Consider the following 11875-nt stretch of genomic DNA (forward strand, 5'->3'; position numbering starts at 1 on the left):
GCCATGAGCGAACTGTTGCCGCCGCCACAACTGCTGCTGAGCCTGGCCAACCTGCGTGATCGTGCCCTGGCGGCCGAGAGCCTCAACGCCCTGGCCTTCTCAATGGCCAACGACCTCTATGCCCTGCTGCGCTTTCGCCAGGCATTGGTGCTGGCCCGACACGGCGACCAGCTGGAGTTGCTGTGCCTCTCAGGCTTGGCGCGGCCCACCGAAGATTCACCCTATCTGGTGTGGTTGCGCCGCGCCTGCCGCTGGCTCAACGCCCAGCTCAGCGAGCCCTCGCCCACCTGGCTGGCGCGCGAGGGTCTGCAGCTGCCCGACGATATCGCCGATGGCTGGGCCGAATGGTGGCCCAGCGGCCTGTGGTGCGTCCCGCTGCACGACCGCCATGGCCAGCGCCTGGGGCTGTTGGTATTTTTGCTCGACGAGGCGCCGGCGCCCTCGATGGTGAGCCTCTTGCAGGGCGTGTTCCAGACCTGGGCGCACTGCTGGGCCGCGTTCGGCAAGCCCCGGTCGCTGCGTTTCTGGCGCCCGAGCCGGCGCCAGTTGCTGGTCGGCGCCGCCGTGCTGGCCGCCTTGCTGCTGTTACCGGTGCGCCAGACCGCCTTGGCACCGGCGGAAGTCGTGTCGCGCAACGCCCAGGTGATCAGCTCGCCGATCGATGGGGTGATCGCCCGCATGCTGGTCCGGCCCAACCAACCGGTGGACGTCGGCACGCCCCTGTTCGCGCTCGACGAAACCACCCTGCGCAGCCGTGCCCAAGTGCTGGCCAAGGAAGTCGCCGTGGCCGACGCCGAGCTGCTGGCGGCCAACCAGCGCGCCTTCGACAACCCCCAGAGCAAAGGCGAACTGGCCGTGCTCAACGGCACGCTACGCCAACGCCGCGCCGAACTTGCCGCGGTGCAGGCGCAGCTGGCACGTACCACCGTGCTCTCGCCACGCGCCGGGGTGGCCGTGTACAGCGACCCCAACGACTGGCTGGGCAAGCCGGTGGTCATCGGCGAGCGTATCCTGCAGGTCGCCGACCCAAGCCAGCCCGGCCTGCGTATCCATCTGCCGGTGGCTGATGCGATCGCCCTGGACAGCGGCGCGCCGGTCACCCTGTTCCTCACCGCCTACCCTCTCTCGCCGCTGCACGGAGCGATCCTGGAGACCAGCTACGAAGCCCGCCCCGGCGATGATGGCGTGGCCGCCTACCGCCTGCTGGCCAGCGTCGAAGGCTCGCCTGAACATGCCCGCCTGGGCTTGCACGGTACCGCCAAGCTGTATGGCGAACGCGTGCCCCTGGGCTATTACCTGCTGCGTCGCCCGCTGGCGGCTGCCCGAGCTTGGACGGGATGGTGATGAACACGAGCGCCGAAGACCTGCCGACGCCGCCATTGCGCGATGACCTCGACATCGCCGAAGCCCACAGCAACCGCGAAGGCGAACCTGCATGGGTGATCCACGACAGCGTCACCAACCGCTTTTTCCGCATCGGCTGGCTGGAGTTCGAATGCCTGCTGCGCTGGGAGCAGACACCGCGACGCATCGCCGAGCAGATCGCCGAACAGACCGCACTCAAGCCTGACCCGGAGCAAGTACTGGGTTTTCGCGCCTTTCTCGAGCGACATCAACTGGTACACCCCGGTGCCCAGGCACTGGAACGCCTTCGCCAGGCCAGCAAGGGCCGGCAATGGCTGACCTGGAAATGGTGGCTGCACCACTACCTGTTCTTCCGTGTGCCTCTGATGCATCCGCAACGCCATCTGCGGCGCCTCGCGCACCGGCTGGGCTGGCTGTTCCATCCCCTGACGGGTGCGTTGGTCGCCGGCCTTGGCTTGCTGGGCATCGTACTGGTGGCGCACCAGTGGGACACATTCCGCCACGACGTGGTGGAGTCGTTCTCCGCCGAAGGGCTGCTCAGCTTCGCCCTCGCCCTGGTGGTGGCCAAGACGCTCCATGAACTGGGCCACGCCCTGGTGGCCACCCGCCTGGGGCTGAAGGTAGCCCACATGGGTATCGCTTTCGTGGTGATGTGGCCGATGCTTTATACCGACACCGGCGAAAGCTGGAAACTGCGCAGCCCCCGCCAGCGCCTGGCGATCTCCAGCGCCGGCATCGTCACCGAGCTGGGGCTGGCGGGGCTGGCCACCCTGGGCTGGGCGCTGTGCGACCCGGGGGCGCTGCGCAATGCACTGCTCTACTTGGCCACCACCAGTTGGGCGCTGTCGCTGGCGCTCAATGCCAGCCCGTTCATGCGCTTCGACGGCTACTTCATTCTCTCTGACCTGTTGGATTTCCCCAACCTGCACGAACGCGCCACCGCCCTGGCCAAGGTGACCCTGCGGCGCACCCTGCTGGGCCTGGACGAACCTTGGCCGGAGCCGTTCCCACCCGCGCAGCGCAGGCTGCTGGTGGCGTTCGCCATATTGACCTGGGTATACCGCCTGGTGCTGTTCCTCGGCATCGCGGTCACGGTGTACCTGTTCTTCTTCAAACTGCTCGGGATCTTTCTCTTCGCCGTGGAAATCGCCTGGTTCATCCTGCAACCGATCGGACGCGAACTCAAACACTGGTGGCACCACCGAAGCGCCGTGCTGCCTGGCCGTCGCCGGGTGTTCTGGAGCCTGCTGGCGCTGGCCCTGCTGCTGGTGGCGGTGCCTTGGCGCAGCCAGATCCATGCGGTGGGCCTTGCCCGCGCAGAGCACCAGATACGCCTGTACGCCCCCTTCCCGGCCCTGCTGCAACGTGTGCACCAAGCCGGTCCGGTACAGGCCGGGCAAACCCTGGTGGAGCTCGCCCAACCCGATATCGCCACCCGCCTGGCGGGCAGCGAAGCCGGCATGCGCGGCTACAACGAGCGCCTGGCCGGTTTGCTGGCCGACCCTGCAGGCCTGGCCGAAGCGGCCGCGACCCGCCAGCGCTATGGCGTGCAGTACCAAGAAGTGCGCGCCGCCCGCTCGGAGATCGCCCGCCTGAACCTGCAGGCCCCCTTCACCGGGCAATGGCTGGACCTCAACCCGGACTGGCGCAGCGGCCAGTGGGTCGGCACCCGCGAACCGCTGGGCGTGCTCATCGACCCGCGCAGCTGGCAGGTGGATGCCTACGTAGGCCCGGACGAGGTTCAGCGGCTGCGCGAGGGCAGCCCAGTACGCTTCTACCCCGAAGGCGTGCCCCAGGCCATCGCCGGCAAGGTCGTGCAGATCGGCACCACCCGCATCAGCCAGTTGCCTCAACAAGCGCTGGCGTCCCGTCACGGCGGGCCGTTGGAGGTCGTTGGCGAAGGTGAGGCGCGGGTTCCCAGTTCGCCGCTGTTCCACTTGCTGGTTCAGCTCGACACGGCCCCGCCCTCCTTACGTGAAACCCGGGGCCACCTGCAGATCGAGGGCCAGCGTCGCAGCCTGCTGGCCGAGGGCCTGATGCACCTGGCGGCGGTGTTCATGCGTGAAAGCGGCTTCTGACCCGCCACCGACTGCGAACCCTGCCGCAATTCATCCGGTGGATACTGGAGATACGCGCTCGCCTGGCCTTTAATACGCCCACCACATGATCGAGTGAACGGTCATCGGTTCACCGTACGCGGCATCGGCGCAGCAGCCATACTCGAAAGCGTTGCGCTTGTACCGTGCCACCTGAACGCAAGGGAACGATATGGACAGCATCCGTGGTACCGCCTTCCTCCAATACGGCGAGCTGCTCGCCGCCCACGGCGCCAACCTGCGTGATTACCTGGCGCCCCACCGCATCGGCCTGGACGTGGTCGGCAACTACGAAAAACGCTTCGCCTACAAGAGCCTGGTGCAGATCTTCGAAGGCAGCGCCCGGGCCCTGCACCTACCGCATTTCGGCCTGGAGCTGGCGACGCGCCAGGGGCTCACCCTGCTCGGCCCGCTCCAGCACTTGGCGCGCTCGGCGCCCACGGTCGGCGATGCCCTGATCGCGGTGATCCGCTACATGCGCGTGTACAGCCCGTCGATCCACTACAGCCTGGAACGTCGACCCGGCCGTGCGCTGCTGTACTTCCAGAACTCGCTGCCCGACAGCCGGGAGACACCACAGATCATCGAAAAATCGGTACTGCAAGGCGGCTTGTTGATCAATGAGCTCCAAGGTGGCTCGTTCGTACCCAAGACCGTGCTGTTCAGGCACCTGCCCCTGGCGCACATGGCCGTGTATCAACGCTATTTCGGTTGCCCGGTACTGTTCGGGCAAGAACACGATGCACTCGTCATGGATGCCGAAGACCTGCAATACCGCTGCGTCCAGTACGACCCCGCCTTGCACGATATCGTGCGGTTCTATCTGGAGAACCAATACGGGGCCGAGACCGAACTGCTCGAGAAGGTGAAACAGCAAATACAGATACTGCTGCCCAAGCAGCGTTGCAGCCTGGAGCAGGTGGCACTGTTACTGGGAGTCCACGTCAGGACACTGCAGCGGCGCCTGGCCAGCAACGGCGTGGAGTTCGAACAGTTGGTCGAGCAGGTGCGCTGCCAACAGGCCAGGCAGCTGCTGCACCACACCTCCCTGGGGGTTGCCCAGATCGCCCAGGAGCTGGGTTACCGGCGACCGGCTTCATTCTGCCGTGCGCATTATCGCTGGTATGAGTGCACGCCGTTGGAGCATCGCCAGAAATTCGATAAGCGCGAAAGCAGTTGATGTAGCCACACACGAAGATATACCCATTTGATGACAGCTTACTCGGGCACCTGGCAGGCCTTCCCTGGAAAAGGCTCGGCAAACATACCAGTACGCGCGTTGGCTCCTTGTCGCCAAAAGAGTACAGCCACACCGCCGAGAAAGCGTTCAAAGCTCGCTATGCTCAATTGATCTGGCCTCTCTAGTTGGGGCAATGCAGCCATTCAAAAGGAGCTTGTAATGAAGGTCGTTGCCAATTCGTTCTCATGCCTCCCCTTGTCGCGCTTCCCTTTTCGATCACGTGTTAAGAGCACACGATCACGACGCGTCGATGATGCCTGAATGCGCCTTGATGCTATGCGCCCCTTGTGCGGGGCAGCGGCCGTGCAAGTCCCCTACCACGTGCTCGTTATCACCAATGATCGAAGCGCACACACACGTTGCACCGATAACCTGGCCCGGAACAAGACCACCGCTTCGACGTGGTTAATGACGGCCTGTGTTTGCGAGTAACACACCATTAAGAGCGCGACCTCTTCAAAATTTTTCTGTACGGACTGACGCACATGACGAGTGATCGAGTTGAAGCAGTGCATCAACAAAAGAGTCACCGGCGGGCCAAGGCCGCCGCGTGCGCCTTGCTGCTGGGCTGCAGCGCCGCAAATGCCGGCGGGATCCTGATCTACGAGGCCGGCCAGGAAGGCAACGGCCTGGCCAACGCCGGCTCGGCAGCGCTGGCCAGAGACCCCAGTGTGCTGATGAGTAACCCGGCGGGCCTTACCCAATTGCACGGCACCCAGGTCAGCGCCAATGCCCAAGTGATCCTGGGCGACCTGCGTTTTTCGCGAGACCGCAACAACCAGTTCGACGGCAACGAAGGGGGCAACGCCCTCCAGTACCTGCCCGGCGCCAGCCTGTTCATCAGCCACCAGATCGACGATCGCGCGGCCATCGGCTTCGGCATGTACGGCAACTTCGGCCTGGCACTGGACTACGATGACGACTGGGCCGGGCGCTACTTCACCCAGGAGGCCGCGATCATCGGCGTCTCCTTCCAGCCCACGTTGGCGTACAAGTTCACCGATGACCTCTCCGTGGGCATCGGCCCGCGCATCATGTACGGCTACTACCGCACCGAAATGGCCATCGACAACAACCTGCTGGGCCTGCGCGATCGGCCCGACGGCCAGCTGGAATACAAAGACACCGACGTCGGCACCGGCGTCAACCTGGGTGTGCTCTACCAACTCTCCCCTCGCACCAAGCTGGGCCTGGCCTACACCAGCAAGATCAAGCTGGAGTTCGAGGACAGCCCCCACCTGAGCGATATCAGCAACCCAATCATCAACGCAGGCTTGCGCCGCCTGGACGTCGACTCACTGGAGCTGGACCTGAACGTGCCGCAGACGGTGACGCTCAGCGTGGCCCATGAGCTGGACGAGCAATGGACGCTGCTGGGCAGCCTCGGCTGGCAAGACTGGAGCGACTTCGGCGATGTCGGCGTGGATGTCGACGCCAACAACGGCGGTGTCAGCCGCTCCGTCGACCGCAAGTACAAGGATACCTGGCACGCCTCCATCGGCGCCCAATACCAGGCCACGCCCCGTGTGCGCTGGAGCATGGGGCTGGGCTACGACAGCTCGGCGGTGGACGACGAGGACCGCACCGTCGACAACCCCATGGGCGAGAGCTGGCGCCTGGCCACCGGTGTGAACTACGCGGTCGACGACGGCCTCGACCTGCACCTGGCCTACACCCTCGTGTGGCTGGGTGACATGGACGTGGACCAGACCAAGGCGCGCTCGGGCAATACCTTGTCCGGCAGCTTCGATAACAGTGCCCTGCACATCATTGGAGGAGGCGCGACCTGGCGCTTCTGACCCGACTCTCGCGTACCGAACTGCAAGGTCGCAACGCATCGCCGAATGTCCCAAGGAGAAACTGCATGAAACTCAAGTCGTTCGCTACTACCGTGTGCCTTTCCTCGTTATTGCTCAGCGGTTGTGCGAGCAAGTACGTGGAATCCGATCAGTATTCAGGCTTTCTGAAGGACTACAGCATCCTCAAGGAAGAAAAGTCCCCCACCGGCGCCCCAGTGATGCGCTGGATCAAGCCTGGCGTGAACGCCAACGACTACACCAGCGTCTATATCGAGCCCAGCCAGCTCTACCCACGCCCGCAGCCGACCGAGAAGATCCCACAGACCACCCTGCAGGGCATCACCCAGTACTACGACCAGGCCCTGAAGACGCAATTCTCCAAAGTGCTGCCGCTGGCCACCAGCCCTGGCCCTGGCGTGCTGGTGGTACGCCCGGCGATTACCGCCGTAAGCGCCTCCACCAAGGGTCTGCGCCCCTACGAGGTGATCCCGATCGCCCTGGTGGCGGCCGGCATCAGCACTGCCACCGGTATTCGCGACCAGGACACCAGCGTCGCTACCGAGGCGGCGTTCATCGATGGGACCAGTAACGAGTTGGTGGCTGAAGTGGTGCGCAAGGGCGCCGGAGCGGAGCTGGAGAATTCTTCGCAGGTGATGCAAGCCAAGGATGCCCGAGCGGTGCTCGATGCTTGGGCAAAGGACATGGTTAGGTCCTTCCAGGCTTTAAAAAAATAGGCTGCGCAGGCTATTGGTGCTACCCCACACGGGGGACAGCTTGAACGAAACATCAGTGTTGGATCGATAGCGGCCATGCAGGACCGGCCGCTATCGGCCCAAAGGAGCTTTTGGCAGCGGGCAACGCCTGTGCCTTTTGATTGAGACCTCGCACCAAGGACTTGCTGCAGATGACAAGCTTCTTGTTCAACGCCCTACGCACCAATCCAGAAATCGCGGTGTTCTTGACCATCGCATTGGGCATCCTGATCGGACGTATTCGTCTGGGTAGTTTTCACTTGGGCTCGGTCGCCGGCGCCTTGTTGGTTGGCCTTCTGATCGGACAGATCGGGCTGACGGTACCCCATGAGCTGAAGTCGGTATTTTTCGCTTTGTTCATCTATGCCGTCGGCTTCAAAAGCGGGCCGGAGTTTTTCGGCAGCCTGAACCGTGGGACGTTCAAACTGGTATTGCTATCGATCGTGCTTTGCGCCACGGCCTTGGCCACTATCCTTGTTTTGTGCCGATTCTATGGTTTTGATGCAGGCCTCACCGCAGGGCTTGGGGCCGGTGCCTTGACCGACACTGCCATCATGGGGACCGCCAGCAGTGCCATCGCCCAGCTCCCGTTGGGCGAGGCCGCCAAGGCTCAGCTGAACAGCCATATGGCCGTGGCCTACGCGATCACCTATTTGTTTGGCACCATTGGCCTGGTCGTTTTCGTAGGAAGCGTTGCACCCCGCCTCTTGCGTATCGATCTCGTCGAATCGGCGCGAGCGTTGGAACAAGAACTCGGCGTCGAGCGCGAAGAAGATGCTCTGAGCATCCCGTACACTCGCATCGTGGTGCGCGCCTATCGGCTTGCGTCCCCGTCGATGCACGGTTTGACTGTCAGTGATGTCGAGGCATTGCACCCATCCATGAGCGTGGAGCGGGTCGTGCGTGGCAGCCAAGTCCTCGACCGAGATCCCAGCCTGCGCCTGGAAAAAGAGGATGTTCTTGGCGTGTTCGCGTTGCGCGAGGCCGTACCCCACCTGAGCGAATGGATCGGGCCAGAGCTGGATCACCCCGATTCGATGTCCTTCCCGACCTTGACCGCCGAGATCGCCCTGACTTCACGCACTCTGACGAATAAAACGATTCAACAGATAAAGCATGACCTGGTGGGCGCTGAGCGCATGGGCTGCTATATCAAGACAATCACCCGCCAGGGTCTGGAACTCCCGTTGTTGCCACAGACGGTGTTGCGCAAAGGGGATGTCATTACCTTGGTGGGCCGTACAACCAGCGTAGAAGCACTGGCCCAGCAAATCGGCCGGGTTCGCCAGGGAAACTACAAAAGTGACATCGCCATCCATGCGCTCGGCATGGTGCTGGGCTCGCTGGCTGGCATGATGTCCACCCATGTTGGGTTGATCCCCGTCGAGCTGGGGATCGGCGGCGGGGTGCTGGTAGCCGGCCTTGTCATTGGCTGGTACAACTCTCGACATCCGGATGTCGGTACGCTGCCACCGGCAGCGCAATGGGCTTTCTCCGAATTCGGACTGACTGCGTTTGGTGCGGTGGTGGGCCTGCTGGCCGGTCCCGCTGCCCTCGCCGCGTTGCAGGAGCAAGGTTTGGCGATACTGATCTCTGGGGTGGCAGTGACCCTGCTTCCTCCCCTTGTAGCCTTGTATTTTGGCCATTACCTGCTGCGCTTGCATCCGATGATCCTGCTTGGCGCCCTGGCAGGTGCGCAGACCGAAGCCGCCTCGATGAACAAAATCATTGAACAATCGGGTAGCAACACACCCGTGATCGGTTTTACCGTGTGTTATGCCATTTCCAACGTCCTGCTGGCTGTCTGCGGACCGATCATCATCGCCTTTACTGCGCAATGATCCGTTGCGCTCCTAAAGCGGCCCCTCATACAACCCCAGGGCTCCCGCCCAAGTGGGCAAGCAAGCTTTGCATGGGCCCGCTCAGTTCGCCCCACGCCTTGAAGCACAAGCACAGCTGACGCTGCGCCCAACCGTCTTGCAATGCAACCACGTGAAGGGAATAGCGCCGCCGATAGCGCTTGGCAATGCTCTGCGGCACGATCCCGATGCCAACGCCATGCGCGACCATTTCGCATAACCCTTCGAATGTCTTCATGCGGATTCGAAGGTCGAACGGCCTACCCGCTGCACGGGCATGCTCGTCGATGTGGTCTTGCAATGCACTTCCTTGGGACAGGCCCACGAAGGGCAGCCCCAGCACGTCCGCGAACGTCACCTGCTTGCCGAGGGCGTAGGTATTCTGTGCAGCCGTGATCACGACCAAGTGGTCCCGTGCCACGGCCTGCACTTGCAGCCCATCGGCCGCAATGGCATCCGAAATCACACCCGCCTCGATCAACCCCGCGGCAACGGCGCGAACGATCTCGGTGCTGGTGCGCTCCTTGAGTTCGATACGCAAACGAGGCCGGGCGGCCAGCCATGGCGCAAGACGGCTGGGCAGGAACTCGATGAGCGCGGCGGTATTGGCATAGAGGTGCAGCGTTCCCCGGGCGCCTGCGGCGAAGTCTTGAAGCTCGCCCTTGAGCATCTCTTGCTGCCTGAGTATCAGGCGGGCGTGATGGGCCAGCGCCTCGCCGGCTTCCGTGGTGACGACGCCTCTGGGGCGTCGCTCGAGCAACGCCACCCCGGCTGCGCTTTCGATGTTGCGCAGACGCTCGCTTGCCGAGGCCAGGGCGAGATTCGCGCTCGCGGCCCCGGCGGTGATGCTGCCGGCATCCACGATGCACAGGAACAGCTGCAGATCTGCCAAGTCGAGGCGCATGTGAACTCTACTCCTGCCTTCGGAATGTCCGAAGCATCAGCTGATGTTTCCGCATTGTGCCCAGACGCGCACGTGGCTTCAATTGGCTCAAACACATTGCTATAGAGGCCTGCGATGCACGACGCTGCTTTGAACATCTTGCTGCTGATCGGCACCTTCCTGCTCGCAGGGATGGTGAAAGGCGTGACAGGCATGGGCCTTCCTACCGTAGCCATGGGGCTACTGGGAACGATGATGCCCCCAGCCAGTGCCGCCGCGATTCTGGTCATTCCGTCCTTGGTGACCAATGTGTGGCAGCTGTTTTGCGGCCCATCAGTGGCGCGGCTGATGCGCCGCCTATGGCCCATGATGCTGTGCATCACGCTCGCAACGGTTGCCGGTTCAGCATGGCTGGTCAAGGTGAATCCTGCCTGGTCTGGGTTCGCCCTTGGCGTAGCGCTCATCGTGTACGCCATGTATGCGCTCATCACGCCTGCCTTTTCCGTTCCCGCGCAGCTCGAGCGATGGCTGTCGCCGATGATCGGTTTGACCACGGGTATGGTCACCGGCGCTACGGGCGTGTTCGTGATGCCGGCGGTTCCCTATCTTGGGTCGTTGCACATGAGCCGCGAGGAGTTGGTGCAGGCGCTTGGCTTGTCGTTCACCGTTTCCACCCTCGCGCTCGCGACAGGGCTGCTCGCCCACGGCGCGTTTCAGGTCGCGCAATTGGGCACGTCCACGCTGGCCATCGTTCCGGCATTGGCCGGGATGTGGGCCGGTCAGGTTGTACGCAGGCGGATCAGCCCCAAGCGCTTTCGGCAGTGCTTCATGCTGTTCCTGATCGTGCTGGGGGTTGAGCTTTTTTGTCGTCCATTCTGTTGATACACGCTGCCGACTATCGAACAGGGTGCGCATCAGCTGCATCGATCGATTTCACCCAATCACGAGGGTTGAGCCCCGTCTTGCGCCGGAAGGCCCGAGCCAGCGCAGAGGGGCTTTCATACCCGACCTGGTCGGAAACCAGCGCCATGGCGGTTCCTTCCCGCAACAGTTTCTGGGCCAAGCTGATTCGCCAGCTCAGCAGATAATCGGCAGGTGTCTGCCCGATTACAGCCTTGAAGCGCGCCGCATAGCTCGCGCGCGACATGTTCGATTCGCTGGCCAATTCCGATATCGACCAGGGATGTTGAGGCGTCTCGTGAATCTTGACCAATGAGCGAGACAGGCGAGCATCGGCAAGGCCGGCCATCATTCCGGACTCAAGCTGATGATGGTCGAGCAGATGCCGCAACAGCTGGATGACGGTCAGCTCGAAGAGCCGATCCAGCGTAGCGCGACGACCGCAATGGTCGCCGTCGGCCTCGGCGAATAACCATTTGACCGTGTCCGAGAGCATTGGAAGCTCGGCCAACGGCAACACCATCACATCAGGCAATGCTGCCGCCAGCGGGTTGTCCACACCGCCTGCAAACTCCAGGGACGCGCATTGCAAACGGGCTTCACCCGCCGGCGTGCTGGATAACTGGTGCCAGTTGGGGCGAGGAATGAAAATCAGGCTCGGCTCGGTCAGCCGTACATTCGAGCGCCCCGCGACCGACAATTCCAATACCCCGCCCTGCAGTAGATGCATATGCCCCTTGCGATCTGCGCCGGTGTACTGCCTGGCGCCACAAAACCCACCGCTGTAGTACAGCTCGGCACGCACGCCGTATAGCGCCAGTAGCTTGGATAAACGATCCATGGATTTGTGCACCCCTAGTCTGGACGATCTGCAGCAAATTCTAGACTATTTAAGCCCAAAAGAACGACGCTCCGTTGCATCATGACCCCGTACTCAAACGGCGTTGCTTGCTTCGAAAGGAAGTGCGCCGTACGCCCCCT

General features: G+C 62.9%; 9 protein-coding genes. 7 read left to right on the top strand and 2 right to left on the bottom strand.

Translation table 11 applies throughout. The features are described 5' to 3' along the window. Positions 1-3: 3 nt before the first annotated feature. From ACNFCI_RS03225 to aspT, 6 genes are all read left to right on the top strand, one after another. Positions 4-1344 carry an efflux RND transporter periplasmic adaptor subunit gene (locus ACNFCI_RS03225; RefSeq protein WP_324812904.1) on the top strand — a complete coding sequence of 447 codons (1341 nt, stop codon included), beginning with the start codon at positions 4-6 and terminating at the stop codon, positions 1342-1344. Continuing rightward, positions 1344-3443 carry an HlyD family efflux transporter periplasmic adaptor subunit gene (locus ACNFCI_RS03230; protein ID WP_368829320.1) on the top strand — a complete coding sequence of 700 codons (2100 nt, stop codon included), beginning with the start codon at positions 1344-1346 and terminating at the stop codon, positions 3441-3443. Before ACNFCI_RS03225 ends, ACNFCI_RS03230 begins: the two co-directional genes overlap by 1 nt. A gap of 190 nt (positions 3444-3633) precedes the next feature. Further along, positions 3634-4641, top strand: coding sequence for an AraC family transcriptional regulator (locus ACNFCI_RS03235; protein WP_324812910.1), 1008 nt, complete (start codon positions 3634-3636; stop codon positions 4639-4641). 545 nt (positions 4642-5186) lie between these two features. Further along, on the top strand, positions 5187-6500 hold the full coding sequence (locus ACNFCI_RS03240; RefSeq protein WP_368829321.1) for an OmpP1/FadL family transporter: 1314 nt from the start codon (positions 5187-5189) through the stop codon (positions 6498-6500). Between the two features lie 65 nt (positions 6501-6565). Further along, positions 6566-7234 carry a DUF3313 domain-containing protein gene (locus ACNFCI_RS03245; protein ID WP_368829322.1) on the top strand — a complete coding sequence of 223 codons (669 nt, stop codon included), beginning with the start codon at positions 6566-6568 and terminating at the stop codon, positions 7232-7234. 170 nt (positions 7235-7404) lie between these two features. Continuing rightward, the gene (aspT, locus tag ACNFCI_RS03250) at positions 7405-9093 is read left to right on the top strand and encodes an aspartate-alanine antiporter (protein ID WP_368829323.1); all 1689 of its coding nucleotides are present in this window, start codon (positions 7405-7407) and stop codon (positions 9091-9093) included. Between the two features lie 25 nt (positions 9094-9118). Here the strand turns inward: aspT and ACNFCI_RS03255 are convergent, their stop codons facing one another. Next, positions 9119-10015, bottom strand: a complete 897-nt coding sequence (locus ACNFCI_RS03255) for a LysR substrate-binding domain-containing protein (protein WP_368829324.1) — start codon at positions 10013-10015, stop codon at positions 9119-9121. A 114-nt stretch (positions 10016-10129) separates the two neighbouring features. Between ACNFCI_RS03255 and ACNFCI_RS03260 the strand changes: the two genes are divergently transcribed. Further along, positions 10130-10876 carry a sulfite exporter TauE/SafE family protein gene (locus tag ACNFCI_RS03260; RefSeq protein WP_324812921.1) on the top strand — a complete coding sequence of 249 codons (747 nt, stop codon included), beginning with the start codon at positions 10130-10132 and terminating at the stop codon, positions 10874-10876. A 13-nt stretch (positions 10877-10889) separates the two neighbouring features. On the opposite strand, the gene ACNFCI_RS03265 is transcribed toward ACNFCI_RS03260, so the two are convergent. Further along, the gene (locus ACNFCI_RS03265) at positions 10890-11735 is read right to left on the bottom strand and encodes an AraC family transcriptional regulator (RefSeq protein ID WP_368829325.1); all 846 of its coding nucleotides are present in this window, start codon (positions 11733-11735) and stop codon (positions 10890-10892) included. Between the last annotated feature and the right edge of the window lie 140 nt (positions 11736-11875).

This window comes from Pseudomonas sp. NY15356, assembly GCF_048068175.1.
Taxonomy (GTDB): Bacteria; Pseudomonadota; Gammaproteobacteria; order Pseudomonadales; family Pseudomonadaceae; genus Aquipseudomonas; species Aquipseudomonas putida_K.

Excerpts from the sequence above, each read along its gene's own strand:
- ACNFCI_RS03225 (WP_324812904.1), top strand. The coding sequence starts at position 4 with ATGAGCGAACTGTTGCCGCCGCCACAACTGCTGCTGAGCCTGGCCAAC.
- ACNFCI_RS03230 (WP_368829320.1), top strand. The coding sequence starts at position 1,344 with ATGAACACGAGCGCCGAAGACCTGCCGACGCCGCCATTGCGCGATGAC.
- ACNFCI_RS03235 (WP_324812910.1), top strand. The coding sequence starts at position 3,634 with ATGGACAGCATCCGTGGTACCGCCTTCCTCCAATACGGCGAGCTGCTC.
- ACNFCI_RS03240 (WP_368829321.1), top strand. The coding sequence starts at position 5,187 with ATGACGAGTGATCGAGTTGAAGCAGTGCATCAACAAAAGAGTCACCGG.
- ACNFCI_RS03245 (WP_368829322.1), top strand. The coding sequence starts at position 6,566 with ATGAAACTCAAGTCGTTCGCTACTACCGTGTGCCTTTCCTCGTTATTG.
- aspT (WP_368829323.1), top strand. The coding sequence starts at position 7,405 with ATGACAAGCTTCTTGTTCAACGCCCTACGCACCAATCCAGAAATCGCG.
- ACNFCI_RS03255 (WP_368829324.1), bottom strand. The coding sequence starts at position 10,015 with ATGCGCCTCGACTTGGCAGATCTGCAGCTGTTCCTGTGCATCGTGGAT.
- ACNFCI_RS03260 (WP_324812921.1), top strand. The coding sequence starts at position 10,130 with ATGCACGACGCTGCTTTGAACATCTTGCTGCTGATCGGCACCTTCCTG.
- ACNFCI_RS03265 (WP_368829325.1), bottom strand. The coding sequence starts at position 11,735 with ATGGATCGTTTATCCAAGCTACTGGCGCTATACGGCGTGCGTGCCGAG.